Source organism: Pseudomonas sp. M5A4_2d (assembly GCF_053345295.1).
In genome coordinates this window covers 16,047-40,480 of the sequence record NZ_JBKEZW010000006.1, presented here as the reverse complement: position 1 = coordinate 40,480, position 24,434 = coordinate 16,047, and the positions used below count along the sequence as shown (strand labels likewise).

The window sequence follows — 24,434 nt, the reverse complement described above, 5'->3', positions numbered from 1 at the left end:
CCATAAATCGCGCGGGGCAAGGCAGATCAAGCGCCTGAGGACCTATTGGAGTCTAGCTGTCAGAAATGACAGTGGCGACGAACGGTATGGCTTAAAGGAAAAATCCGACAGACAAAAAGGGGATTATAGATCTCTCGCCACCCAGTCTTTTTCTTACATATTTTTCACGCTTTATTCACATCCGAAGCCGTAGGGTGAAGCCTCATCCGTTACAAACGTTGCACATCAAGCCCGCCGCCCCAGCGGGCTTTTTTTGCCTGGGATTTGAGCGTTAACGCACGGCCTTGCTGGCAGGCGCAGCCGCTTGTTCACGAATGGCCCGCTGGGTATCCAGCACCTTGGCCAACGCGGTTTCAGCTTCGGGGCTTTGCTGCGGTACGCGAATCGCGGCCGACACCAAAGTGATCAACTTGGCCATCACTTCAGCATCCGTGGCGGGGCGGCCCAGGCTCATGGAATTCATCAGCAGCCGCAGTTCCGTCCCCGCCATCACCCCGGAAATGGCCTTGAGGGCAAATTGCAGGCGCACGCCCAGCTCGTTGCGTGGCAGGTCCGGCAGCGCCAGGGCAAACGCTTCGAAGAAACGCTGGAACACCGGCTGGTAATGCACCTTGAGGTATTCCTGGATAAACGGCGACGTGTCGCTGTAGACCCGCCCCAGGAAACGAATGAACGACCGCCCTTCCCCGCTGGCCGGGTCACTGCGCTCCAGGCCCATGGCCGGGGCAAACAGCACCCCAAGCAAGGTGTCGCAATCGAGCGGGCCGCTGGCTTCAGCTTCGCACCGGGCAAGCAATTCCAGGCGCTGCTCGTTGAGCGGCTCCAGGCGCTGCATCAGCAGGGTTTTCATCAGGGAATCCTTGTCCCCGAAGTGATAGTTCACGGCGGCCAGGTTCACCTGCGCGCGCTCGGTAATCTGCCGCAGCAGAACGGCGTCATAACCGTATTTGATGAAAAGAGCCTCTGTCGCATCCAGCAGTCGAGTCTTGGTAACGTTTGGAGCGCTGAGTTTCTTCGCGACCATAGGAGTTCCACGGGGGAAATATTGTTTTAAAAAATAATTTGATTTTTTATACCGGGGCGGCCTTTCGAAAGCAAGCAGTGACACGCCTTATCCCTATAAAAGCCTGTATAACCGGGCTTTCTGAAGATAGCCGAAGGCACTCGTGACCGCCTGAACCGAGCCACAGAAAAAGCGTTTCAAAGGATGAAACCGCTCTACATCCATCGCTGGCGAAGCGGATTGAACGCGGTTACTATTCAAACAACATTCAAACAATATTTTAAAAACAAGAAACAAAACCAGTCCGTGACGCGTACCAGGCAGCTCCCGAACTTGTTACAAGGATTTACCGGGGGTATGACAGCACCGTCGAGACTGCAGGCGTAGTCATGATGACAGATACCCCCGCGCACCCAGGCTTGATCTCCCTGCAAGGCATCGGCAAAAGCTATCAGCTCGCCGGGCAACACCTGTCCATTCTTAATGATGTGTGCCTGTCCATCGCCAGCGGCGACAGCTGCGGCATTCTCGGTGCCTCCGGTTCCGGCAAAAGCACCCTGCTCAATATCCTCGGCCTGCTGGACCTGCCCAATTGCGGCCGGTATCACTTTGCCGGTCACGATATTTTCAGCGCGACGCCCGATGAACTGGCCGCGATCCGCAACCAGCAGATCGGTTTTGTGTTCCAGAGCTTCAACCTGCTGCCGCGCCTCAGTGCGCTGGACAATGTCGCCCTGCCTCTCAGTTACCGCGGCGTGTCGCGCCATGAATCAGTGGAGCAGGCACTGCGCATGCTCGAGCAAGTCGGCCTGGCCGAACGCGCCCACCATCGCCCTGCCGACCTCTCCGGTGGCCAGCGCCAGCGCGTGGCAATTGCTCGCGCCCTGGTCGGCAAGCCGTCGGTGATCCTTGCCGACGAACCCACCGGCAACCTCGACAGCACCACCGCCCAGGAGATCATGGACGTGCTGCTGGCCCTCAACCGCGAACAGCAGGTGACGCTGATCATCGTCACCCATGACCCGCATATCGCCGAGCGCCTGGAACGCAAGATTCTGGTACGCAACGGCGTGGTGCATGAGGCCGAGCGCCTATGAGCCTGCGGGTAGAGAGCAGCCTGCGGGTCGAACAGAGCCTCAGCCAACTGCTGCATGAAGCGTTCGTCAGCCTGCGCACCCTGGGCAAACGCTCAATCCTGGCGCTGCTGGGCATCGTGATCGGCAGTTCATCGGTGGTGGCGTTGATCAATATCGGCCACAACGCGGCGGTGGATGCCGCGATGATTTTCAAGGACATGGGCACCGACACCCTGGTCGCCCAGTTCCCGCCCAAAGGCAACAGCAATGCACCGATGCGCGCCAGCCTTGACCTTGAAGCCGTGCGCCAATCGGTGCCGGGCATCGCCCATATCGGCGCGCTCAGTGTGTTCGGCGGGCCCATCGTGTTCCACGGCCGCACGATCAGCGCCAACTTTGTCGGCACCACGCCGGACATCAAGGACGCCATGCGCCTGGCGGTACGTGAGGGGCGTTTTCTATCCGGCTTCGACGCCGGCGAAACCTACGGCGTGGTCGGCGACCAGATCGCCCAGGCCCTGAGTAAACCGGGCGACCCGCTGAAGCTGGGCGACCGCGTGCGCATCAACGATTACCTGTTCCTGGTGGTGGGCATCCTGCACAACCAACCCCGGGCCATGCTGATGCCGGTGCAAGCCAACGAATCCCTGTTCATCCCCGCCGAAGGCATGCGCCGCATCTACCCGACCCCGCAAATCAGCAATGTGATCATCCGCGCCACGCCCGGGCAGGATATGGAACGCATCGCCCGCGACGCCGCCGTCGCACTGAAAAGCCAGCTCACCGACCACGATGTCGACATCCAGGTGCCCCAACAAATGATCGATGGCATGACCCGGCAAAGCCGCACGTTCGCCTACTTGTTGCTGGCCCTGGGCGCCATCTCCCTGGTGGGCGGCGGTGTCGGGGTGATGAACGTGATGCTGATGAATGTCTCGGAGCGTCGCCGTGAAATCGGCATTCGCATGGCCCTAGGTGCGCGCCAGCGTGATATCCGCAACCTGTTCCTGCTGGAGGCCGTCACCCTGACGGCGGTCGGCGCATTGTGCGGCGCGGTGCTGGGCATGACAGCCGCCTGGCTCTACGCCTGGCTGTCGGGCTGGCAGTTTGCGCTGGCTGCCGCCGCCCTGCCGCTGGGGGTCGGCAGCACGCTGCTGGTGGGCTTGTTCTTTGGCATCTACCCGGCGGTCTCGGCCTCGCGGCTGCAGCCGGTGGAGGCCTTGCGTGATGAATAAATGGCTAGGCCTGCTCGTGCTGGTGAGCCTGCCGGGCATGGCCGCCGACGTGGTCATCAACCCGTCCGCCCCCAGCACCACCCGCAGTGGTTACGATCGAAGCGTGTCGCTGAACGCGCAGGTCACCACGATGACCCTGGGCGATGCGGTGTACCTGGGCTTGCGCAACAACCCGGCGATTCGCAGTGCCTACCTGCAACGGGTGGCGCAGAAGTTCGACCTGCGGGTGGCCGAAGATACGTTCAACCCCAAGCTCACCCTCAACAGTTATTACCGCCAAAGTCGCGGCTCCATCGATAATTCGCGCAACGCCAACCTGGCCCCGAATGCAACCTTGCTCGGCGAGTACGGCACCCGGCTGAGCATGGCCTGGACCCAACAACTGAACACCGCCGACCGCGCTGGCCGCTACCGCAGCGATGGCCTGGACCTGGCGCTCATCCAGCCGCTGATGCGCGGCGCAGGTTGGGACGCCACCACCGCGCCGCTGCGCCTGTCGCGCCTGTCGGAGCAGGCCAACCGCCTGAACCTCAAGGCCACCGTGGCGCAGACCATCAGCCAGATCATCGCCACTTACCGTGAATTGCTGCGCGCCCAGGAGCAGTTGAGCATCGTCCAGGATGCCCTGAAACGCTCCAACACCCTGCTGGAAGTGAACAAGGCGCTGATCAGCGCGGGGCGCATGGCCGAGTTCGAAATCGTGCAGACCGAAGCCGATATCGCGACTCAGCAACTCGGTGTGGAAGAAGCCCGCAACCAGCTGGACACCAGCCGCCTGGCCTTATTGCGCCTGCTGGCCCTGGACCTGTCGACGCCGATCCGCGCCAGTGAGGCCCTGGAAGCCAAGCCAATGATCATCGACAAGCGCCAGGCCTTCAACCTCGCGCAAACCCAGCAGCCGGAGTACCTCGCCGCCCTGCTCGGTAGCCAGCAGGCCGACCTCAACCTGGTCATCGCCAAGGATTCCGGACGCTGGCAAGTGGATCTGGTGGCCGGGGCCAACCAGGTACGCGATGCCTACAGCAACAGCAACATCGACAATGGCAACAGCAATAACCGCACCTGGAATAGCTACGCCGGTGTTCAGGTGCAGATCCCGATCGGCGACATCAGCACGCGCCAGGCCGAGGTGCGAGCACGGGTGAATGTGGAGGATCAGGAGATCCGCATCGCCGATGCGCGCCAGGAGCTGGAGCGCAACGTCAACGACGTGGTGCGTGACCTTGGCACCCGCTGGCGCCAATATGAAATCTCCCAGCGTGCCGTGGAACTGTCACGACGCAAGATCGAGATCGAGCGGGAGAAACTCAGCGCCGGGCGCTCCACCAACTTCCAGGTGCTGAGTTTCGAGGCCGACCTGCGCAATGCCGAGAACGCGCAGCTCAACGCGCTGATCGCTTATTTGAACGCCCAGACCCAGTTCGACCTGACACTGGGCATGACCCTGGAAAGTTGGGAAATCGCCCTCAATGACTACTAATAAAAAACGCCTGCTGGGCGCTGCGTTGATCGTGCTGCTGACAGGCGCCGGCGTGACCGCGCTCAGCCACCGCAGCGATGCCGGGCAGACGAACACAGCCGAACAATGGCTGGCCGTGAAGCCTGACTCGCTGGTGCATCAGATTGGTCTGGTGGGCAAGATCGAACCCGACACCACCCTCACCCTTACCGCGCCGTTCGACGGTAACGTGCTGGCCAACCTGGTGGAACAGGGCCAACGGGTCGAAGCCGGCCAGGTGCTGCTGCGCATGGACCCGGCCACCCTTGAAGTGCAACTGCGCGATGCCTTGTCCGCCCAGCTCAAGGCCCGGCGCACCGTGCAAGAGATGCAGGACTGGGACAGCAGCCCCGCCGTCAGCCGCGCGCGTCGCAGCCTGCGCACCGCCGAAATGACCGCCGGTAACACCCAGCGCAAACTCACCGAGAGTGAAAACCTGTTCAAGCGCGGCATCATCCCGCGCAACGAACTGGATGACCTCAAGCAACAGACCCAACAGCAGCAACTGGACCTCGCCTCTGCACGCAGCGATTTGCAGCAGGCACAGGCGCAGGGCCAGGGCGAATACAGGCAAATCGCTGATATGGAACTGATCAACGCCACGGTGAAGTACGACGCGCTGCACACGTTGCTCGATGGCAAGGAGGTCAAGGCGCCTTTCTCCGGCATCGTGGTGCCCGCCCCCGGCAATAATAATTCACCTCAAAGTGGCGGTAATAACAACGCGCCGGTCCAGGCCGGCAGCAAGGTGAGCCAGGGGCAGGTGCTGTTCGGCCTGGCCAACATCGAGCGGCTGAAAATTGTCGCCAGGGTGTCGGAGTTGGACATCAACCAATTGCACCAGGGCCAGGCGGTAGAGGTGATGGGCGATGGGTTCGACGGTGAGCGGCTGACCGGGTCCGTCAGTGTGGTCAGCGGCCTGGCGATTGCCAGCGATAGCCAGGGCAGCGCGCAGTTTCCGGTGACATTGTCGATTCCCAAGCTCACCGCCCAGCAGTTGCAACGGGTGCGGCTGGGGATGAGCGCACGCTTGACCATTGTGACTTACAACAATGAGCAGGCGATCGTGGTGCCGAGCCAGGCCATTAACCGCGATGACATGACCGTGGAGTATCGGGCGGCGATGGATAAGCCGGTGGAGCGGGTGAAGGTGACGACCGGGCAGTCGACGGCCCAAGGGGTTGAAGTGTTTGGGCTCAAGCCTGGGTTCGTAAAAGCAGGAAGTTGAATACACTCTCAAGATCAGTGGAGATCAAAAATGTGGGAGCTGGCTTGCCTGCGATGGCGGTGTATCAGTTGACACATTTCTAGCTGACCCACCGCTATCGCAGGCAAGCCAGCTCCCACAGTTAGTGTTGCGTCAACCTTGCCGCCAGCGCCTTGGCCTGAATCGCCACATCAGTCACCGCCGTGCTCTCCCACCACATCCCGCGCAACGGCGGGCCCATGGCGAACAGTCGCTGGCTGACCTTGCCTTCGGCATCGACAACGGCGCCCGACACCTCCGCCGCAATCCCCAGCGCGAGCGGCCCGGGCTGGATCAACCCGCGCTTGAGCAACTGCTGCGGCAACGGCCGGGCCACGCGGCGCCAATCGTATTCAATGCCGCTGGAATTGATCAGTGCCGCGCCCGACACCTGAGTAACCAACTGCTCGCCCCGACGACGCACGTTGATCGTCACTGCGTCATCGGACGCGACCAGGCCCTTGAACGACGCCGCCTGAATGCGTAGTCGCCCTTCCTCCTGCAATCGCGCCACCAACTGCGCACTCAACGGCGGCGAGCGATGGTGATGGCTTTCCCACCAGGGCCGTACATGGCGCACGAACTGGCGTTTCTCGCGCTCGCCAGCCTGGCTCCACAGGCGCCCGATATGCGCGCGAACCGTGTCCAGCGGCGCCTGCCAGTCGATGCCCTGGGCCTGCGCGATGCGGCATTGGCGCCGCACCTCGCGCAGCAATTGCCGAGGGCTGCGCAGGCTGGGGTCAGCGGCGAGAAAATCTTCCCAGCTCGGCGGCTGTCGGCGCACATGGGGCAACAAGCCGTGGCGCGAGAAAATCTCGATCGGCCCACGATGACCGGCCTGCTCCAGGGATACCACGGCATCCACCATGGTCAGCCCGGAACCTATAATCAGCACCGTCGATTGCGGGTCGATCCGGGTCATGGCCTGGACGTCCCACGGGTCCACCGCCGCTGCGTTCAAGCCGCTGGACTCGGTCTGTGGTGTGCGCGCCGCCGGGAACATACCGGTGGCCAACACTGCGTAGGCGCCGCGCAGTTGCTGGCCGTTATCGAGGGTCAAGCGTGTGGAGGTTTCGTCCACGATCAGGTCGACTACCTCGGCACGGATGTGCTCGACCGTGGACGCTGACAGCGCCGTAGCCTCCGCCAACCTCTGCTGCGCGTACAAACCAAAAATCCCGCGTGGCGGGAACAGCTCACTGATCGGCACAGGCTGCTGGTGCGCCTGCGGCCAACCACCGGCGTCAAGGTAGCCGGTGAGCCATTGCGCCAGGTCATCCGCGTTGTCCGGGTCGACACTCATGCGCGCGGCGTTACCATTGAGGGTGTGGCCCAATTCGACGGCGCTGTAGGCCTCGCCACGGCCAAGCTCGGCACGCGGTTCGATTACCAGGATGTGCCGCTGCCCGGGCAAGCGCAGCAGTTGCACCGCCAACATCGTGCCGCTCAGACCGCCACCGATGATCAGCACATCAGCGTTGCGGATGGATTCAGTCATGCACATTCGCCCTTACTGTTTACCCAGATAAATATCATGCAAATCGCCCCGCGCCAGCAACTCTGTGGCGCTGCCACTCAAGACCACGCGCCCAGTATCCAGCACGTAGCCCTGGGACGCATAGTTAAGCGCGACGTTGATGTTTTGCTCGGCGATCAGAAAGCTCACCTGCTGCTCGCGGTTGAGCTGCGCGATGATCTCGAAAATCTCCTGCACGATCATCGGCGCCAACCCCATGGACGGCTCGTCGAGCAGCACCAACGTGGGGCGTGTCATCAATGCCCTGCCGATGGCAACCATCTGCTGCTCACCGCCAGAGGTCAGCCCGGCGCGGGTATGGCGCTTGGTCTTGAGTCGGGGGAACCAGGCGTAGAGGCGTTCCAGGTCGTGTTCCATGTCTTTGCGGCTCAGGCGCCGCACAAAGCCGCCGCTGCGCAGGTTGTCTTCCACGGTCAATTGGCCGAACACATGCCGGCCTTCCAACACGTGGACCATGCCCTGGCGCACGCGATGGCTGGGGTCGATGCCGGCCAGATCGCGGCCGGCATACTCGATCATGCCGCGGCTGACTTCGGCCCGCTCGGCACGCACCAGCCCTGAAATCGCCTTGAGCGTGGTGCTCTTGCCGGCGCCATTGGCGCCGAGCAAGGCAACGATGGCGCCCTTGGGCACCGTCAATGAGACCCCGGCGACCGCCAGGATCGCGCCGTCGTAGATCACTTCGATGTCGTTGACCGTCAGCAGCGACGGGTGCGCGGGTTCAGCGGCGGGCTGACTCATGGCTTATTCGTCCCCCGTGCAGGTGCGCGGCGTCAGGCCTTTTTCCTTGGCGAACGCGGCGGACTTTTCATCGATCAACGGGCGCAGCAATGCACGGTCGGCGGCGATCCAGTCGCTGATCAGCGTCCAGTTGGCACCGTCCCACTGTTGCACCCGCGCCGAGCCGCCACCTTCGTGGTCGCGGCACGACAGTTTGAGGTTCTGCATCAGGCCCAGGTAGCCCATGGCTTTGAGACGCGCGTCATCGATGTTCAAGTGCTCCAGGCCCCAGCGACCTTCTTCACCATTCAATGGGCGCTTGCCGAACCTGGCCTGGGCGGTGCGAATCGCTTCCACGGCCACGGCGGCGTTTACCAGACCCGAGTTGTAGTAGACGCTGCCGAAGTTTTTCAGGTCTTTGAGGTCGCTGTGCCCCTTGTCGAGGACGGACTGCTTGAGGCGTTTGTGGATCTCGAAATCGGCACCGGCCGGGTATGGCGTGAGCGCCAGGTAACCTTTGGCCGCGGCGCCTGCGGGCAACACGTCTTCGCTGGAACTGGCCCAGATATCGCCGATGATGTGGTCCACCGGGAAGCCGAAACGCGCAGCGGTTTTCACCGCCACCGGGGTCGACACACCCCAGGTGCGCAGGAACACCCAGTCCGGGTTGGCCTGGCGTACCTGACGCCACTGCGCCGACTGTTCGTTGCCGGGGTCGGCCACCGGAATCTGGATATTTTCAAAGCCGTATTTCTCAGCCAACAGTTTCAACGGGCCGAGGGTTTCACGCCCGTAGGCCGAGTCGTGATACACCGTGGCGATCTTCTTGCCCTTGAGTTTGTCGAAGCCACCCTCGCGTTGGGCGATGTAGTTCACCAGGGTCGACGCTTCGCTGTAGAAGGTCAGCATCACCGGAAAGTTATACGGGAACACCGTGCCGTCGGTGGCTTCGGTGCGTCCGTAGCCAAGGGTAATCAGCGGGATCTTGTCCACCTCCGCCCGCTCGCTCAGGGCATAAGCGGCCGGTGCTCCATTAGGCTGATAGACCGCAACCGGCGCGCCATCCAGGCCATTCTTGAAGCGCTCGTAGCACTCGATGCCCTTCTCCGCCGTCCATTCGGTCTCGCATTCCTGCCACACCAATTTGACGCCGTTGATGCCGCCTTCGACCTCATTGATATAGCGCAGGTAATCGATCATCCCGGCCCACACTTGCACGCCACTGGACGCGTAGGCGCCCACACGATAGGTAGCTAACGGGATAAATTGCTGGTCGGGCGACGCCACTGCCTGGGGTACCGCACCGGCCAGGGCAGCCAGTGCGAAGGCCGCGCCGACCAGAGAACGTTTGAAGGTTGCACGCATATTGGATGCTCTTGAGGGAATGTTAGAAGCGCAGCGGCCACTGCCGCAGACGGTCACGCAGGTTGTGCAGCAGGCGGATCAACCCTTCGGGTTCCTTGATCAGGAACACGATAATCAACACGCCAAAGATGATTTTCTGCAGGTTCTGCAACTGCCCCGCGTCCACCGAACCACCGAACAACGCCTGCCCGGCATGGCTGAGAAAGATCGGCAGCAGACTGATAAAGGCCGCGCCCACGAAGTTGCCGGCGATGCTGCCCATGCCACCGATAATGATGATGAACAGGATCTGGAACGAGCGGTTGATGTCGAAGCTGCTCGCGCTGGCGGTGCCCAGGTAGGCGAAAGCCCACAGCGCGCCGGCAATGCCGAGATAGAACGAACTGACGGCGAAGGCCAAGCGCTTGTAGCGCACTACCGGGATGCCGACCACGGCGGCGGCGGTGTCCATGTCGCGAATCGCCATCCAGTTGCGGCCGACCTGGCTGCGGACCAGGTTGACGGCGGTCCAGGTCAGCAGCAGCACCGTGACCAGGGTCAGCAGGTAGCGGCCCAGCGGCGTATTGAGGTCATGGCCGAACAGTGCGAGTTTTGGCGCGGAAATGGTGCCGGAGGAACCGTAGTTGTAGAACCAGGGGAATTTGACGAACAGCCATTCCAGGAAGAATTGCGCCGTCAGCGTCGTGACCATCAAGTAGAAGCCCTTGATCCGCGAGCTGGGCAGGCCAAATACCAACCCCACTAATGCACTGATGATCCCGCCACCGAGCAGCGCCACCGGCAAGCCCAACTCCGGCAGGCGCAGCAGAAAGCCGTAGGTGGCAAACGCACCAACGGCCATGAACCCGGCCGCGCCCACCGAGGTTTGCCCGGTGTAGCCGGTCAAGAGGTTCAAGCCCAGCCCGGCCAGTGACAACACCAAAAATGGAATCAGGATCGCATTCAGCCAATAATCATTGCCCCACAGCGGCACCACGATAAAGGCCAGCACGAACAGGCCGATAAGGCCCCAGGGCACACGCCGCTGAATCAACAGCAACGGCGCAGTTTGTTGAGCAACGGGAATCGACATGGTTTCAGACTCGCTCGATGGCGCGCTCGCCGAACAGGCCGGCGGGACGGATATACAGGAAGGCCAGGGCCAATACATAGGCGAACCATGGCGTGATGCCGCCGCCGATCAGCGGGCCGATATACACCTCGGCGAGGTTCTCCGCCGCGCCGACAATCAGCCCGCCGACGATCGCCCCGCCGATCGAGGTGAAGCCACCGATGATCAATACCGGCAGGGCCTTGAGCACCACCAGCGACAGGGAAAACTGCACGCCCTGGCGCGCGCCCCACAACAGGCCCGCCACCAGGCCGACAATGCCGGCCACCGCCCAGACGATCTGCCAGATGCGGTTGAGGTTGATGCCGATGGACAGCGCCGCTGTGGTGTCATCCGCCACCGCACGCAGCGACACACCGATGCGCGTCTTGTTGAACAGCAGTGCCAGCACGGTCACCAGCACCACGGCGGCTGCCGCGGCGATCAGGTCGAACTGGCTGAGCATCAGCGGCCCGACAAACAGCGGCACATCGTCGATGCCCAAATCCAGCGCGCGCACCTGCGAGCCCATCACGCCCTGGGCCAGGCCTTCGATAATGAACGACAGGCCCAAGGTGGCCATAAACAGGGTGATCTGCGAGCGATTGACCAGCGGCCGCAATACCAGACGCTCGATGAGCAAGGCGCCAACGATCATCACAATCACCGTCAGCAACAACGCCAGGGCAAACGGCACACCCTGGTCATGCAGGCTGACAAAGGTCAGGGCGGCAAACAGCAGCATCGAGCCCTGGGCGAAGTTGAACACGCCGCTGGCCTTGTAGATCAGCACGAAGCCGATGGCGACCAGCGAATACAGGGTGCCGGCGAGCAGGCCGCCGAGCAGGGTTTCGAAGAAGAAGGTCATCAGTGTGTGACTCCCAGATAAGCCGCGATCACATCCGGGTTGGCCTGTACTTGGGCGGGCGTGCCGTCGCCCACCTTGCGCCCGTAGTCGAGCACCACCACATGGTCGGACAAGCCCATGACCACGCCCATGTCGTGTTCGATCAACACCACGGTGGTGCCCAGGTCGCGGTTCACGTCGGCGACGAAGCGGGCCATTTCCTGTTTTTCCTCGGCATTCATCCCGGCCATGGGCTCATCCAGCAGCAACAGGCTGGGGCCGGCGATTAACGCGCGGCCAAGCTCTACGCGCTTTTGCAGGCCATAGGACAGGTTGCCCACCAGCACATCGCGATGGGCTTGCAGTTCGAGGAATTCGAGAATGCCTTGAGCACGCAGGCGAAACGCTTCGGCCTCTCGACGCGCGCGCGGCAAGTCGAGGGCTTGTTCAATAAAGGTGGTGCGCATATGCCGCGACAGGCCGGTGAGGATGTTGTCGAGCACGCTCATCTTCTTGAACAGCGCGTTGTTCTGGAACGTGCGGCCGATGCCGCGACGCGCGGCGCCCAACGGGTCGATGCGGTGGAAGTGGTGTTGCTCAAAAACGATTTCACCAGCGTCAAAGCGATACACGCCGTTAAGCACGTTGAGCAACGAACTTTTGCCGGCGCCATTGGGGCCGATCAGCGCACAGATTTCGCCGCGCTGCACCTCGAAGGACAAGGCATTGATCGCCTTGACCCCTTTGAACGACAGCGAGATATCCCGCACCTGGAGAATGGCCTGGCTCATGCGATGTCCCGTTTGAATTCAGCCAGCCATGCTGGGTCGTTGTGGGGCTTTTGCGTGCTGGGTGGCTGCCAGATGTAAGCCAGGCGCTGGAAGCCCAGCAGTTTGCGCACGCGGTTTTTGATCAGGCGCCGCAAGCCACTTTGCGGGTGCGCAATGGCCCAATCGCACAGGCGTCGACGCCAGGTGCCGGGGGGCGCGAGGCGACGCTCGATAGCGTCAGCCACGTGCTGCAAGCGCTCGGGCGACAGCAGCAGGCCGGTCGGCGCGACCTCGCTGCAATCGCGCCGGGCCGAGGCGAGGCTTTCCGGAAATGCCAGGCCGTGGCCGCTGTTCAGCCATTGCTCCAGGACCTCCTTCAGGCCGCCTTGCCAGTGAGTGCCCTCCTCACTCCACAACACGGTTTCACCGCTTGATTGCCACCAGCGATGCAGATGTTGCGCCGGGTCTACCGGGCCGAGCAGTTGGTTAAAATCCAACAGGTTGGCGGACTGCCAATGCCGCACCTGCTGACGCCCCTGCGCATAAGAATGAGTGGGATGAATGCGCCATAGCTGCTGGTACAGGGCTTCGGGCTCCAAGTCATCGGCCAGGGTCAATACGTGCCCGCCGATGGACTGTGCGGCCAGCGCCAACAGCAACAGGTTGGGCTCGAAAGCACCGCTGAGGGCCAGCCGCGATTGCTCACCGAAACCCTGCTGGCGCAGGCCGTCGGCCAGGCGCTCCACATCGCGCAAGGCATCGATCCAGCGCCACGCATACCACTGGCCCTGGCGCTTGTGCCGCAAGGCGATGTGCAGCGGGGTAATCTGCGCCCAGTGGTGCAATTGCGCCTGGGCTCTGGGTAAATGGTCGAGCCGTTCAGCGGGCCATTCCAGCACCTGCGGACGTTTGAGTTCGTACACGCTCATAGGGGTAATACTCCTATTGGGTGGTTAAGCGTGCGGTGGTCCGCTGGCTGAATTAGATCAAACAATGAAGATCAACCTGTGGGAGCGGGCTTGCTCGCGAAAGCGCCGGTTCAGTCAACATTGATGTTGAATGTCAGTCCGCATTCGCGAGCAAGCCCGCTCCCACAGTGGTTTTGTGTGAACCCGACAAATCGCGATAGCCGGCACCCGGATGGTTCGACGCCAGCCGCGCGCCCTCGCCGAACAGCTTTTCGCGCAAGGTGCCCTGGGCGTATTCGGTCTTGTACACGCCGCGTTTTTGCAACTCCGGCACCAGCAAGTCCACGGCGTCGATAAAGGTTTCGTGGGTCAGCGCGTAGGCCAGGTTGAAGCCGTCCACATCGGTCTCTTCGACCCACTCCTGCAACAGGTCAGCCACGGTCTCGGGGCCACCGACAAACAGCGGGCCAAAGCCGCCAATGCCAACCCAATCGGCCAGCTCGTTGGGTGTCCAGACCTTGTTCGGGTCCGCCGTGGAGAAGGCTTCCACGGCCGATTGAATGGCATTGGTGTGCACATGCTTGAGCGGCTCATCCGGTTTGAACTGGCTGAAATCAATGCCGGTCCAGCCGGAGATCAGCGCCATTGCACCTTCGTAACTGACGTAGGATTTGTACTCCTCGAACTTGGCTTTCGCCTTGGCGTCGGTCTCGCCGACGATCACCGTCTGCAAGTTGAAGATCAGGATTTTCTTCGGATCACGCCCCGCCTCAGCGGCGCGGCGGCGGATGTCGGCGACGGTCTTTTTCAGCAGCACCTTGGATGGCGCGGCGACGAACACGCACTCGGCCTGTTCGGCGGCGAACTGCTTGCCACGGCTGGACGCACCGGCCTGGTAGAGCACCGGCGTGCGCTGCGGCGATGGCTCGCACAGGTGAATACCGGGCACCTGGAAGTGTTTGCCAACGTGGCGGATCTCGTGGATCTTGCTCGGGTCGCTGAAAATCCGCCGTTCGCGGTCACGCAGTACGGCGCCCTCTTCCCAACTGCCTTCCCAGAGTTTGTAGCAAACTTCCAGGTATTCCTCGGCATAGTCATAGCGCGCGTCGTGTTCGGTCTGGGCTTTCTGGCCGAGGTTCTTGGCGCCGCTTTCCAGGTACGACGTGACAATGTTCCAGCCAACGCGGCCCTTGGTCAGGTGATCAAGGGTGGAAAGCCTGCGGGCAAACGGGTACGGATGCTCGAAGGACAACGATGCGGTGAGGCCAAAGCCCAGGTGTTCGGTGACCAGGGCCATCGGCGCAATCAGCGACAAGGGATCGTTGACCGGCACTTGCGCGGCCTGGCGAATCGCCGCGTCACCGTTGCCGTTGTACACGTCGTAGATGCCCAGCACGTCGGCGATAAACAGCCCGTCGAATTTGCCGCGTTCAAGGATTTTCGCCAGATCGGTCCAATATTCCAGGTCCTTGTACTGCCACGAGCGGTCACGCGGATGCGCCCACAAGCCGGGGGATTGGTGGCCGACACAGTTCATGTCGAAGGCATTCAAACGGATTTCACGGGACATCAAAGCACTCCGTTGAGGTGGTAGTTGCCGACAGCCTGGTATTTGCGGCGCAGCGGGTCGTCGAGGGTCGACGGCAGCGCGGTGCGTTGGCCGGTCAGTTCGAATTCAGCATTGCTGGCAGCAATGAGGGCTTCGGCGGCGGCGATTTGCGCTTCGGTCAAGGCCACGGGGCTGGGATGGGTGTCGGCGCGTTCCAGCAGCGCGGCGGCCACGTCGATGCGAATCTGTACATCGCCGAAGCGGCTGATCACATAGGGGTCATCGCTGGCCTGGACAAAGCGCCGACTGTTCTCCAACAGTTGGCGCGCCTGATGCAGTGGGTGGTTCAGTGTGTGGCTCAGTGCTTCGTTGAGTGCGGTCATGGGTCAGGCTCCTCAGTTCCAGGCGTGGCGTGCAGGCTTCACGCCGTTGAGCACAAAGTTGCCGATCAAGTGGTATTTCCAGCGTGCCGGGTCGTGCAGGGTGTGGGTGCGCGCGTTGCGCCAGAAGCGATCGAGGTTGTGCTTGCCCGTGACCGAGCGGGTGCCGGCCAGTTCGAAGAGTTTGCTGCTGGCGAGCAAAGCGGTTTCAGCCGACAGGACTTTGGCCTGGGCGACCACCAGCGAGGCGTTGGCCACGGTGTCTGCATTCGGCTCGGCCAGGGCCAGGTCAACCGCCTTGCCGGCTTTGGCGAGGATGGCTTCGGTGCCGTGCACGCGCCACTCCAGGTCGCCAATGGCCGCAATCGTGAACGGGTCTTGCCAGCCGTGATCCTGCTGGCTGTCGATCCACGGGCGTGCCTGGCGCGCATACGATTTCGCCTGTTCCAGCGCGCCCAGGGCGATACCGGTATCGACGGCTGCCTGGATAATCTGCGAGATCGGGCCGTTGGCGGTGGGTTGGTCGAAGGCCAGGTGTGCGGGGATGACCGCACTCAGCGGCACACTGACGCCATCCAGCGTCACGCCGCCACTGGCAGTGGTGCGCTGGCCGAAGCCGTCCCAGCTGTCGACGACCGTGAGGCCCGGCGCATCACGTTCGACGAACGCAATGAAGGCCTGGCCGTTTTCGTCGTTGCCGACGGTGGGCACGAGATGGGCGAACAGCGCGCCGGTGCAGTAAAACTTTTCGCCGTTGATTTGCGCGGTGTCGCCCTCGAAACGGATCTGGGTGTCAAACGTGCCGGCGTTTTTGCTCTTGGCCTCAGAGAAGGCGTTGCCGAATCGGTAGCCCGCCAGGACCTTGCCGAAGTAGTGACGCTTTTGTTCCTCGCTGGCGGTTTGCAGCAGGATGTCCACCACGCCCAGGTGATTTTGCGGGATTTGCCCCAGGGACGGGTCGGCGGCGGATATCAACTTGATCACCTCGGCCACGGTTACATAGGACACCTCGGCGCCGCCGTAGGCCTTGGGAATGGTGATACCCCACAGGCCGCTGGCAGAAAATTCGTCAAGCTCGTCGACGGGCAGGCGCCTCTCGCGGTCGCGCACGCTGGCGTCGACGGCAAAGCGGGCGGCCAACCGAGTGGCGACCTCAATGGCTTCGGCATCCGAGCGGATGATATGGGCAGGGTGTTGAGGATGGGCTGACATGGGCCGACTCCAGGCTCCGATGAGATACCTAGGTGATTGCAGGAGTCGTGCCTGAATTTAATCAGCAATAAAATCAGTGAGTTGCTGGTAAAACACGGCGATTGACCACGCGTCAAACCAGCAAAGTGTGCATCTACTGTTGCCTGGTAAACAGTTAGATCACCACGTTGCGCACAAAGCGCACGGCCACCTCACCGTCATTGCGATAGCCGTGGGCCTGACGGCTGGCGAACATGTAGAACTCGCCGGCGGCGACGTGCTGTTCTTCGCCATCCAGAATCAGCGTCAGGCGGCCTTCGAAGACGAACAGCTGCACGCTCCAGCCTTCCGGGTCTGGCTCAGGGTTGTAACGATCACCTGGTTCCAGGCGCATCTCCCACAATTCCACTTCGCGGCGGGCGGTGGCTTTGGCCAGCAATACGGCTTTACTGCCGGGAATGTCACCGGCCCAGGCCAGCTCGTTGATGCGGCTGTGGTCACCCGCATCCGGGGCCTGGATCAGGTCGCTGAAGGCCACGTCCAACGCTTCGGCCACACGGTCCAGAGTGGACAGGCTGACGTTTTTCTCGCCCGCCTCGATAGCCACCAGCATGCGTCGGCTGACCCCGGACTTCTCCGATAGCGCGGTTTGGCTCAAGTCGGCAGCATGCCGCAGACGACGAACGTTCTGGCTGACGTGTTGCAGGACCGAGGCCCGTTGTGGATTTTCTTTGTGCACTATATTGCTCAATAGGTAGGTGTGCGCAGTATACTGCCCAGCGTGCGGCGCATTGTGCGGTCCGTGCCTTTCCCTTGCAAGACCGAGCCGCCATGACTGCCCCGAACGTTTCCACACGTTTCAACCGTTTCAGCAAAGCCGAATGCATCCTGGTGGTCATCACCATGATTTGGGGCGGCACGTTTTTGCTCGTGCAACACGCCATGACCGTCAGCGGCCCGATGTTTTTTGTCGGCCTGCGATTTGCAGCGGCGGCCATCGTGGTGGGCTTCTTTTCATTGCGCACCCTGCGCGGCCTGACCCTGTTTGAATTGAAAGCCGGCGCCTTCATTGGCACGTCGATCATGTTCGGCTACGGCATGCAAACCATCGGGTTACAGACCATTCCGAGCAGCCAATCGGCATTCATTACTGCGCTGTATGTGCCGTTTGTCCCACTGCTGCAGTGGCTGGTGCTGGGGCGCCGGCCGGGGCTGATGCCGGCCATCGGCATCATGCTGGCGTTTACCGGGTTGATGCTGCTCACCGGCCCGGCCGGCGCCTCGCTGAACTTCAGCCCTGGCGAAATTGCCACGTTAATCTGCGCCGTGGCAGTGGCGGCCGAAATCATTCTGATCAGCGCGTTTGCCGGGCAGGTGGATGTGCGTCGGGTGACCGTCGTGCAATTGGCCACGGCATCGCTGTTGTCGTTTTTGATGGTGGTGCCGATGGGTGAAGCCTTGCCCGGGTTCTCCTGGCTGCTGCTGTTCAGCGCCGTGGGCCTGGGTTTGACCAGTGCAGTGATCCAGGTCGCCATGAACTGGGCGCAGCAAAGTGTATCGCCGACACGCGCCACCCTGATCTATGCCGGTGAACCGGTGTGGGCAGGCGTGATCGGGCGAATTGCCGGTGAGCGCTTCCCGCCGATTGCGATGGTCGGGGCGGCGTTGATTGTGGCGGCCGTGATTGTGAGTGAGTTGAAGACGAAGGGGCAGAAGGCGCTCGAACTACGCGATGAAAGGGAACAGGAACAGCAAGGGTAGGGTCAGACTGCTGGTGGTGGCTGTCAGATCGCCATCGCGGGCAAGCCCGGCTCCCACAGTGTAGGGTGTCGCTTGCTGGAATGGGTTCACCTGAAACAATGCTAAACCGGGGTTTTCGGCCTACCTTGTAGGATCCTGCCACACCTTGCCGTTTGGTGATCGAGAAAGCGGCACGTATGATGCATCCCAAACTCCCGCAGATTAGAAGCCTATGTCCCTGATAGTTCTACTGCTGCTGCCTTTTATCGGCAGCTGTCTGGCGGCCTTGCTGCCGCATAATGCACGTAACACCGAATCCCTGCTGGCCGGCCTTGTGGCCTTGGTCGGCACTATTCAAGTCGCCCTGCTCTACCCCCAGATCGCCCACGGTGGCGTGATCCGCGAAGAATTCATGTGGTTGCCCAGCCTTGGGCTGAACTTCGTGTTGCGCATGGACGGGTTTGCCTGGCTGTTCTCGATGCTGGTGCTGGGTATCGGCACGCTGGTGTCGCTGTATGCGCGCTACTACATGTCGCCGGACGACCCGGTGCCGCGTTTCTTCGCATTTTTCCTGGCCTTTATGGGCGCCATGCTCGGCCTGGTGATTTCCGGCAACCTGATCCAGATCGTGTTCTTCTGGGAACTGACCAGCCTGTTCTCGTTCCTGCTGATCGGCTACTGGCACCACCGCGCCGACGCCAGGCGCGGGGCTTATATGGCCTTGATGGTCACCGGCGCGGGCGGTTTGTGCCTGCTGGCCGGCGTGATGCTGCTGGGGCATATCGTCGGCAGCTATGACCTGGACCAGGTGCTGGCGGCGGGCGATCAGATTCGTGCGCACTCGCTGTACCCGGTGATGCTGGCCCTGGTGCTGATCGGCGCCTTGAGCAAAAGCGCCCAGTTCCCCTTCCACTTCTGGCTGCCCCACGCGATGGCGGCACCGACTCCGGTTTCTGCCTATTTGCACTCGGCGACGATGGTGAAGGCCGGCGTGTTCCTGCTGGCCCGCCTGTGGCCGTCGCTGTCCGGCAGCGAAGAATGGTTCTGGATCGTCGGCGGCGCCGGCGCGATCACCCTTCTCCTCGGCGCTTACTGCGCCATGTTTCAGAATGACCTCAAGGGCCTGCTGGCCTATTCCACCATCAGCCACCTCGGGCTGATCACCCTGCTGCTGGGCCTCAACAGCCCGCTGGCCGCCGTCGCTGCGGTGTTCCATATCCTCAACCACGCTACCTTCAAGGCCTCGCTGTTCATGGCGGCGGGCATCATCGACCATGAAAGCGGCACGCGGGATATCCGCAAGCTCAGTGGCCTGGTGCGGCTGATCCCGTTTACCGCGACCCTGGCAATGGTGGCCAGCGCATCCATGGCCGGCGTGCCGTTGCTCAATGGCTTCCTGTCCAAAGAAATGTTCTTCGCCGAAACCGTGTTTGTTTCATCGACCGCCTGGGTGGAAATCGCGCTGCCGATGATCGCGACCATTGCCGGCACCTTCAGCGTGGCGTATGCGCTGCGCTTCACAGTCGACGTGTTCTTCGGCCCGCCCGCAACCGACCTGCCCCACACGCCTCATGAACCGCCGCGCTGGATGCGCGCACCGGTTGAGTTGCTGGTATTCACGTGCCTGCTGGTGGGGATTTTCCCGGCTCAGGTAGTCGGTTCGATCCTCGCCGCCGCCGCACTGCCGGTTGTCGGCGGTGTACTGCCCGAGTACAGCCTGGCCATCTGGCACGGCTGGAATGCACCGATGATCATGAGCCTGGTGGCCATGTCCGGCGGCGTGGTGCTGTACCTGCTGCTGCGCAAGCAACTCAAGCGCGGTCGCTTCAAGTACCCGCCCGTCATCAGCTACTTCAACGGCAAGCGCATGTTCGAGCGCAGCCTGGTAGTGATGATGCGCGGCGTGCGCAAAATCGAAAAACGCATCAGCACCAAGCGCCTGCAGACCCAGCTATTCCTGCTGGTATTGGCGGCGGTGGTGGCCGGGCTGATCCCAATGCTCAACAGTGGCCTCAGCTGGGGCGACCGGCCGAAGATCCCGGGTTCCGTCGTATTCGTCACCCTATGGCTGCTGGCAATCGCTTGCGCTTTGGGCGCCGCCTGGCAAGCCAAGTATCACCGGCTGGCAGCCCTGACCATGGTCAGCGTGTGCGGCATGATGACGTGCATCACCTTCGTGTGGTTCTCGGCGCCGGACCTGGCGCTCACGCAGCTGGTGGTCGAAGTGGTGACCACCGTGCTGATCCTGCTGGGCCTGCGCTGGCTGCCACGACGCATCGAAGAGGTGTCGCCATTGCCCAGTTCGCTGCGCAAGGCACGCATCCGTCGCCTGCGTGACTTCCTGCTGTCCACCGTGGTGGGCGGCGGCATGGCGCTGTTGTCCTACGCGATGCTGACCCGCCAGACGCCCAACGACATCTCCTCGTTCTACCTCAGCCGCGCCCTTCCCGAAGGCGGCGGCAGCAATGTGGTGAACGTGATGCTGGTGGACTTCCGTGGCTTCGACACCCTGGGCGAAATCACCGTACTCGGCGCCGTGGCGCTGACGGTCTATGCCCTGCTGCGTCGGTTCCGCCCCTCGAAAGAAAGCATGCAACTGCCCGCACAACAGCGCCAGTTGGCGCCGGACGTGGCCACCGACCTGGTCAACCCGCGCCAGGCCAGCGACACCGCCCTGGGCTTCATGATGGTGCCGGCGGTGCTCGTGCGCCTGCTGCTGCCGATTGCGCTGGTGGTGTCGTTCTATCTGTTTATGCGCGGCCACAACCAGCCGGGTGGCGGGTTCGTCGCAGGCCTGGTGATGTCGGTGGCGTTTATCCTTCAATACATGGTGGCCGGCACCCAGTGGGTCGAGGCACAGATGAGCCTGCGGCCGATGCGCTGGATGGGCTTCGGCCTGCTCTCTGCAACATTGACCGGGCTTGGCGCATTGTTTGCCGGGTACCCCTTCCTCACGACCCACACCTGGCATTTCAGCCTGCCGGTGCTGGGCGATATCCATATTGCCAGCGCACTGTTCTTCGACATCGGCGTGTACGCCATGGTCGTCGGTTCGACGCTGTTGATGCTCACCGCCCTCGGTCACCAATCCGTGCGGGCCCATAAACCGAGCAACCAGGCGAAAGCCGTTGCCGCAACGGAAGGAGCCGCCTGATGGAAGAAGTCATCGCAATTGCCATTGGAGTCCTGGCGGCCTCCGGCGTCTGGTTGATCCTGCGACCACGGACGTTCCAGGTGGTGATGGGCCTGTGCCTGCTGTCGTACGGGGTCAACCTGTTCATTTTCAGCATGGGCAGCCTGTTTATCGGCAAGGAGCCGATCATCAAGGACGGCGTGCCGCAAGACCTGCTGCACTACACCGATCCCCTGCCACAAGCCCTGGTGCTGACGGCGATCGTGATCAGCTTCGCCATGACCGCCTTGTTCCTGGTGGTGCTGCTGGCTTCCCGGGGCCTGACCGGTACGGACCATGTGGACGGCCGGGAGCCCAAGGAATGAATTGGGTCAACCAAATGATCGTCGCGCCGATCCTGCTGCCACTGCTGACGGCCGCACTGATGCTGATGTTGGGCGAAAAACGTCGCCCGCTGAAGGCAAAAATCAACCTGTTCTCCAGCATTGTCGGCCTGGGCATTGCCATTCTGCTGCTGTACTGGACGCAACAAGGCGGCCCGGGCTCAATCGGCGTGTACCTGCCGGGCAACTGGCAGGTGCCGTTCGGCATCGTACTGGTGGTGGATCAACTCTCGGCATTGATGCTGGTGCTCACCGGCATTATCGGCGTGAGTGCGCTGCTGTTCGCCATGGCCCGCTGGGACCGTGCCGGTACCAGTTTTCATGCGCTGTTCCAGATCCAGATGATGGGCCTGTACGGCGCCTTTCTCACGGCGGATTTGTTCAACCTGTTCGTGTTTTTCGAGGTGCTGCTGGCCGCGTCCTACGGCTTGATGTTGCACGGCTCGGGCCGCGCGCGGGTGTCGTCGGGGTTGCATTACATCGCGATCAACCTGCTGGCGTCGTCGCTGTTCCTGATTGGCGCGGCGATGATCTACGGCGTGACCGGCACGCTGAACTTTGCTGACCTGGCACTGAAAATCCCGCTGGTGCCGGAGGCGGATCGCGGCCTGTTGCATGCAGGTGCGGCGATTCTGGCGACGGCATTCCTGGCTAAAGCCGGCATGTGGCCGTTGAACTTCTGGTTGGCGCCCGCCTATTCCTCGGCCAGCGCACCGGTGGCGGCGATGTTTGCGATCATGACCAAAGTTGGCGTGTATACCGTGCTGCGCCTGTGGACCCTGCTGTTCTCCGGCCAGGCTGGTGCTTCGGCGCTGTTTGGGGGCGACTGGCTGGTGTACGGCGGCATGGCGACCATTATCTGCGCGGCGCTGGCGATGTTGGCAGCGCAACGGCTTGAGCGCATGGCGAGTTTGAGCATTCTGGTGTCGGCCGGAATCCTGTTGTCGGCCGTGGGTTTTGCCCAGCCAAGCCTGACCGCCGGCGCGTTGTTCTATCTGGTCAGCTCAACCCTGGCCTTGAGCGCGCTGTTCCTGCTGGCTGAGTTGATCGAGCGTTCGCGCTCGGCCAATGACCTGCCGTTGGATGAAGAAATCGATGCCCTGCCCAAAGCCATGGAATCTCTGCATCCGCGTCCCGGCGTGAACCTGGACGATGAGCAGAAAGCCGTGGTCGGCCAGGTGATTCCCTGGACCATGGCCTTCCTCGGCTTGAGCTTTGTCGCCTGTGCGCTGCTGATTATCGGCATGCCGCCGTTGTCCGGGTTTATCGGCAAGCTCAGCTTGTTGAGTGCGCTGGTCAACCCAATGGGCCTGGGTAACGCGGTGGATGAACCGATCCGGCCGGCCGCCTGGGGCCTGGTGGCGCTCCTGATCCTGTCCGGCCTGGCTTCGCTGATCGCCTTCGCCCGCCTGGGCATCCAGCGCTTCTGGACCCCGGAAGAGCGTCCATCGCCCCTGCTGCGTCGCTACGAGTGCTTGCCGATCTTCTTCCTGCTCGGCCTGAGCATCATTCTGACCTTCAAGGCCGAACCGTTGATGCGCTACACCCAAGCCACCGCCGAGAGCCTGAACAACCCGGAACACTATGTGATGGCGGTGATGGCGACGCGTCCGATACCGAGCCCTGAAGCCAAAACCGCGGCGTTGGAGGTGCAGCCATGAAGCGTCTGTTGCCTGCCCCGTGGTTGTCGCTGGCGTTGTGGGTGTTGTGGCTGGTGCTGAACTTGTCGATCAGCCCCGGCAACCTGTTGCTGGGCGCGCTGCTGGGTTTTCTCGCGCCGCTGCTGATGGCACCGCTGCGCCCGTTGCCGATCCGCATCCGCCGCCCAGGCGTGATCATCCGCCTGTTTTTTCGGGTGGGGCGCGACGTGATCGTTTCCAATCTGCATGTGGCATGGGGCGTGTTGGTCTGCGGCTCGCGGCCACCGCGCTCGCGGTTTGTGAAAATCTCGCTGGACCTGCGCGACGCCAACGGTCTGGCCGTGCTGTCGATGATCACCAGCGTCACGCCCGGCACCGTCTGGTCGGAACTGGCGCTGGACCGCAGTATTTTGCTGATCCACGTGTTCGACCTGGATGACGAAGCGCAGTTTATCCAGCACTTCAAACACGCCTACGAGCGGCCCCTGATGGAGATCTTCGAATGAGCGCCCTGCTCTCCAATGCGATCCTGTTCAGCCTGTTCCTGTTTTCCCTGGCGATGGTGCTGACGCTGTTACGCCTGTTCAAAGGCCCTTCCGCGCAGGACCGGGTCCTGGCGCTGGATTATCTGTACATCCTGGCGATGCTGATGATGCTGGTGCTCGGCATTCGCTATGCCAGTGACACCTACTTTGAAGCGGCGCTGCTGATTGCGCTGTTTGGCTTTGTCGGGTCGTTCGCCCTGGCCAAATTCCTGCTGCGTGGCGAGGTGATTGAATGATGCCGTTATGGGTTGAAGTGAGCGTGGCGCTATTGCTGGTGCTGAGCAGCCTGTTTGCGTTGATCGGCGCAATCGGGTTGCTGCGCATGAAGGACTTTTTCCAGCGCATGCACCCACCCGCGCTGGCCTCGACGCTGGGCGCGTGGTGTGTGGCGTTGGCGTCGATTATCTACTTTTCGGTACTCAAGTCCGGGCCGGTATTGCACGGGTGGTTGATTCCGATTTTGTTGTCGATCACGGTGCCGGTGACCACGCTGCTATTGGCGAGGACGGCGCTGTTCCGTAAGCGCATGGCCGGCGATGATGTGCCCGCCGAGGTGAGTAGTCGCCGAGCCAATTAGC

23 protein-coding genes are annotated in these 24,434 nt (G+C 62.1%); 11 read left to right on the top strand and 12 right to left on the bottom strand.

Annotated features, from left to right (window positions below; genetic code table 11):
• Positions 1-271: 271 nt before the first annotated feature.
• Entirely contained in the window at positions 272-1,024 is a 753-nt protein-coding gene (locus ACLBW8_RS15465; RefSeq protein WP_128587953.1) for a TetR/AcrR family transcriptional regulator, read from the bottom strand.
• A gap of 368 nt (positions 1,025-1,392) precedes the next feature.
• Here ACLBW8_RS15465 and ACLBW8_RS15460 point away from each other — a divergent pair, with 368 nt between their 5' ends.
• Genes ACLBW8_RS15460 through ACLBW8_RS15445 form a run of 4 tightly spaced genes read left to right on the top strand, consistent with a single transcriptional unit; the run spans position 1,393 to position 6,040 of the window.
• Positions 1,393-2,100, top strand: coding sequence for an ABC transporter ATP-binding protein (locus tag ACLBW8_RS15460; RefSeq protein ID WP_064452936.1), 708 nt, complete (start codon positions 1,393-1,395; stop codon positions 2,098-2,100).
• Positions 2,097-3,314, top strand: a complete 1,218-nt coding sequence (locus ACLBW8_RS15455) for an ABC transporter permease (RefSeq protein WP_064452937.1) — start codon at positions 2,097-2,099, stop codon at positions 3,312-3,314. The genes ACLBW8_RS15460 and ACLBW8_RS15455 overlap by 4 nt, the downstream gene beginning before the upstream one ends.
• Positions 3,307-4,794 (top strand): TolC family protein, encoded by a 1,488-nt coding sequence (locus ACLBW8_RS15450; RefSeq protein ID WP_447805746.1) that lies wholly within the window; start codon positions 3,307-3,309, stop codon positions 4,792-4,794. Before ACLBW8_RS15455 ends, ACLBW8_RS15450 begins: the two co-directional genes overlap by 8 nt.
• Complete coding sequence (locus ACLBW8_RS15445; RefSeq protein WP_447805745.1) at positions 4,784-6,040, top strand: efflux RND transporter periplasmic adaptor subunit; 1,257 nt, start codon at positions 4,784-4,786, stop codon at positions 6,038-6,040. Before ACLBW8_RS15450 ends, ACLBW8_RS15445 begins: the two co-directional genes overlap by 11 nt.
• A 121-nt stretch (positions 6,041-6,161) precedes the next feature.
• Here the strand turns inward: ACLBW8_RS15445 and ACLBW8_RS15440 are convergent, their stop codons facing one another.
• The 11 genes from ACLBW8_RS15440 to ACLBW8_RS15390 all read right to left on the bottom strand — a co-directional run bounded on the left by ACLBW8_RS15440 (position 6,162) and on the right by ACLBW8_RS15390 (position 17,154).
• Positions 6,162-7,556 (bottom strand): FAD/NAD(P)-binding protein, encoded by a 1,395-nt coding sequence (locus tag ACLBW8_RS15440; protein WP_447805744.1) that lies wholly within the window; start codon positions 7,554-7,556, stop codon positions 6,162-6,164.
• Between the two features lie 12 nt (positions 7,557-7,568).
• Positions 7,569-8,336 carry an ABC transporter ATP-binding protein gene (locus tag ACLBW8_RS15435; protein WP_447805743.1) on the bottom strand — a complete coding sequence of 256 codons (768 nt, stop codon included), beginning with the start codon at positions 8,334-8,336 and terminating at the stop codon, positions 7,569-7,571.
• A 3-nt stretch (positions 8,337-8,339) separates the two neighbouring features.
• A complete protein-coding gene (locus ACLBW8_RS15430) occupies positions 8,340-9,680 on the bottom strand; it encodes an ABC transporter substrate-binding protein (protein ID WP_221295101.1) in 1,341 nt (446 codons plus the stop codon).
• A 22-nt stretch (positions 9,681-9,702) separates the two neighbouring features.
• Positions 9,703-10,752 carry a branched-chain amino acid ABC transporter permease gene (locus ACLBW8_RS15425; RefSeq protein ID WP_064452943.1) on the bottom strand — a complete coding sequence of 350 codons (1,050 nt, stop codon included), beginning with the start codon at positions 10,750-10,752 and terminating at the stop codon, positions 9,703-9,705.
• Positions 10,753-10,756: 4 nt separating this feature from the next.
• Positions 10,757-11,638 (bottom strand): branched-chain amino acid ABC transporter permease, encoded by an 882-nt coding sequence (locus tag ACLBW8_RS15420; RefSeq protein ID WP_064452944.1) that lies wholly within the window; start codon positions 11,636-11,638, stop codon positions 10,757-10,759.
• Positions 11,638-12,408, bottom strand: a complete 771-nt coding sequence (locus ACLBW8_RS15415) for an ABC transporter ATP-binding protein (protein WP_447805742.1) — start codon at positions 12,406-12,408, stop codon at positions 11,638-11,640. Before ACLBW8_RS15415 ends, ACLBW8_RS15420 begins: the two co-directional genes overlap by 1 nt.
• Positions 12,405-13,316: an AMP-binding protein gene (locus ACLBW8_RS15410; protein ID WP_447805741.1), complete on the bottom strand. Its 912-nt coding sequence runs from the start codon at positions 13,314-13,316 to the stop codon at positions 12,405-12,407. The genes ACLBW8_RS15415 and ACLBW8_RS15410 overlap by 4 nt, the downstream gene beginning before the upstream one ends.
• A gap of 133 nt (positions 13,317-13,449) precedes the next feature.
• A complete protein-coding gene (locus ACLBW8_RS15405) occupies positions 13,450-14,865 on the bottom strand; it encodes an LLM class flavin-dependent oxidoreductase (RefSeq protein ID WP_447805740.1) in 1,416 nt (471 codons plus the stop codon).
• A complete protein-coding gene (locus ACLBW8_RS15400; protein ID WP_447805739.1) occupies positions 14,865-15,227 on the bottom strand; it encodes an acyl-CoA dehydrogenase in 363 nt (120 codons plus the stop codon). Before ACLBW8_RS15400 ends, ACLBW8_RS15405 begins: the two co-directional genes overlap by 1 nt.
• 12 nt (positions 15,228-15,239) lie before the next feature.
• Positions 15,240-16,436 carry an SfnB family sulfur acquisition oxidoreductase gene (locus tag ACLBW8_RS15395; RefSeq protein ID WP_447805738.1) on the bottom strand — a complete coding sequence of 399 codons (1,197 nt, stop codon included), beginning with the start codon at positions 16,434-16,436 and terminating at the stop codon, positions 15,240-15,242.
• Between the two features lie 154 nt (positions 16,437-16,590).
• A complete protein-coding gene (locus ACLBW8_RS15390) occupies positions 16,591-17,154 on the bottom strand; it encodes a helix-turn-helix domain-containing protein (RefSeq protein WP_064452950.1) in 564 nt (187 codons plus the stop codon).
• Positions 17,155-17,246: 92 nt separating this feature from the next.
• Between ACLBW8_RS15390 and ACLBW8_RS15385 the strand changes: the two genes are divergently transcribed.
• The 7 genes from ACLBW8_RS15385 to ACLBW8_RS15355 all read left to right on the top strand — a co-directional run bounded on the left by ACLBW8_RS15385 (position 17,247) and on the right by ACLBW8_RS15355 (position 24,433).
• Positions 17,247-18,176, top strand: a complete 930-nt coding sequence (locus ACLBW8_RS15385) for a DMT family transporter (protein WP_447805737.1) — start codon at positions 17,247-17,249, stop codon at positions 18,174-18,176.
• Between the two features lie 211 nt (positions 18,177-18,387).
• Positions 18,388-21,309 carry a monovalent cation/H+ antiporter subunit A gene (locus ACLBW8_RS15380; protein WP_447805736.1) on the top strand — a complete coding sequence of 974 codons (2,922 nt, stop codon included), beginning with the start codon at positions 18,388-18,390 and terminating at the stop codon, positions 21,307-21,309.
• A complete protein-coding gene (locus tag ACLBW8_RS15375) occupies positions 21,309-21,653 on the top strand; it encodes a Na+/H+ antiporter subunit C (protein ID WP_007986256.1) in 345 nt (114 codons plus the stop codon). The genes ACLBW8_RS15380 and ACLBW8_RS15375 overlap by 1 nt, the downstream gene beginning before the upstream one ends.
• A complete protein-coding gene (locus tag ACLBW8_RS15370) occupies positions 21,650-23,332 on the top strand; it encodes a monovalent cation/H+ antiporter subunit D (protein ID WP_064452953.1) in 1,683 nt (560 codons plus the stop codon). Before ACLBW8_RS15375 ends, ACLBW8_RS15370 begins: the two co-directional genes overlap by 4 nt.
• Complete coding sequence (locus tag ACLBW8_RS15365) at positions 23,329-23,817, top strand: Na+/H+ antiporter subunit E (protein ID WP_064452954.1); 489 nt, start codon at positions 23,329-23,331, stop codon at positions 23,815-23,817. The genes ACLBW8_RS15370 and ACLBW8_RS15365 overlap by 4 nt, the downstream gene beginning before the upstream one ends.
• A complete protein-coding gene (locus ACLBW8_RS15360; protein WP_128587936.1) occupies positions 23,814-24,092 on the top strand; it encodes a K+/H+ antiporter subunit F in 279 nt (92 codons plus the stop codon). The genes ACLBW8_RS15365 and ACLBW8_RS15360 overlap by 4 nt, the downstream gene beginning before the upstream one ends.
• The gene (locus ACLBW8_RS15355) at positions 24,089-24,433 is read left to right on the top strand and encodes a Na+/H+ antiporter subunit G (protein WP_447805735.1); all 345 of its coding nucleotides are present in this window, start codon (positions 24,089-24,091) and stop codon (positions 24,431-24,433) included. Before ACLBW8_RS15360 ends, ACLBW8_RS15355 begins: the two co-directional genes overlap by 4 nt.
• Position 24,434: the final 1 nt, after the last annotated feature.

Bases quoted from the DNA above. Each gene is read 5' to 3' on its own strand.
- ACLBW8_RS15465 (WP_128587953.1), bottom strand. From the start codon at position 1,024: ATGGTCGCGAAGAAACTCAGCGCTCCAAACGTTACCAAGACTCGACTG.
- ACLBW8_RS15460 (WP_064452936.1), top strand. From the start codon at position 1,393: ATGATGACAGATACCCCCGCGCACCCAGGCTTGATCTCCCTGCAAGGC.
- ACLBW8_RS15455 (WP_064452937.1), top strand. From the start codon at position 2,097: ATGAGCCTGCGGGTAGAGAGCAGCCTGCGGGTCGAACAGAGCCTCAGC.
- ACLBW8_RS15450 (WP_447805746.1), top strand. From the start codon at position 3,307: ATGAATAAATGGCTAGGCCTGCTCGTGCTGGTGAGCCTGCCGGGCATG.
- ACLBW8_RS15445 (WP_447805745.1), top strand. From the start codon at position 4,784: ATGACTACTAATAAAAAACGCCTGCTGGGCGCTGCGTTGATCGTGCTG.
- ACLBW8_RS15440 (WP_447805744.1), bottom strand. From the start codon at position 7,556: ATGACTGAATCCATCCGCAACGCTGATGTGCTGATCATCGGTGGCGGT.
- ACLBW8_RS15435 (WP_447805743.1), bottom strand. From the start codon at position 8,336: ATGAGTCAGCCCGCCGCTGAACCCGCGCACCCGTCGCTGCTGACGGTC.
- ACLBW8_RS15430 (WP_221295101.1), bottom strand. From the start codon at position 9,680: ATGCGTGCAACCTTCAAACGTTCTCTGGTCGGCGCGGCCTTCGCACTG.
- ACLBW8_RS15425 (WP_064452943.1), bottom strand. From the start codon at position 10,752: ATGTCGATTCCCGTTGCTCAACAAACTGCGCCGTTGCTGTTGATTCAG.
- ACLBW8_RS15420 (WP_064452944.1), bottom strand. From the start codon at position 11,638: ATGACCTTCTTCTTCGAAACCCTGCTCGGCGGCCTGCTCGCCGGCACC.
- ACLBW8_RS15415 (WP_447805742.1), bottom strand. From the start codon at position 12,408: ATGAGCCAGGCCATTCTCCAGGTGCGGGATATCTCGCTGTCGTTCAAA.
- ACLBW8_RS15410 (WP_447805741.1), bottom strand. From the start codon at position 13,316: ATGAGCGTGTACGAACTCAAACGTCCGCAGGTGCTGGAATGGCCCGCT.
- ACLBW8_RS15405 (WP_447805740.1), bottom strand. From the start codon at position 14,865: ATGTCCCGTGAAATCCGTTTGAATGCCTTCGACATGAACTGTGTCGGC.
- ACLBW8_RS15400 (WP_447805739.1), bottom strand. From the start codon at position 15,227: ATGACCGCACTCAACGAAGCACTGAGCCACACACTGAACCACCCACTG.
- ACLBW8_RS15395 (WP_447805738.1), bottom strand. From the start codon at position 16,436: ATGTCAGCCCATCCTCAACACCCTGCCCATATCATCCGCTCGGATGCC.
- ACLBW8_RS15385 (WP_447805737.1), top strand. From the start codon at position 17,247: ATGACTGCCCCGAACGTTTCCACACGTTTCAACCGTTTCAGCAAAGCC.
- ACLBW8_RS15380 (WP_447805736.1), top strand. From the start codon at position 18,388: ATGTCCCTGATAGTTCTACTGCTGCTGCCTTTTATCGGCAGCTGTCTG.
- ACLBW8_RS15375 (WP_007986256.1), top strand. From the start codon at position 21,309: ATGGAAGAAGTCATCGCAATTGCCATTGGAGTCCTGGCGGCCTCCGGC.
- ACLBW8_RS15370 (WP_064452953.1), top strand. From the start codon at position 21,650: ATGAATTGGGTCAACCAAATGATCGTCGCGCCGATCCTGCTGCCACTG.
- ACLBW8_RS15365 (WP_064452954.1), top strand. From the start codon at position 23,329: ATGAAGCGTCTGTTGCCTGCCCCGTGGTTGTCGCTGGCGTTGTGGGTG.
- ACLBW8_RS15360 (WP_128587936.1), top strand. From the start codon at position 23,814: ATGAGCGCCCTGCTCTCCAATGCGATCCTGTTCAGCCTGTTCCTGTTT.
- ACLBW8_RS15355 (WP_447805735.1), top strand. From the start codon at position 24,089: ATGATGCCGTTATGGGTTGAAGTGAGCGTGGCGCTATTGCTGGTGCTG.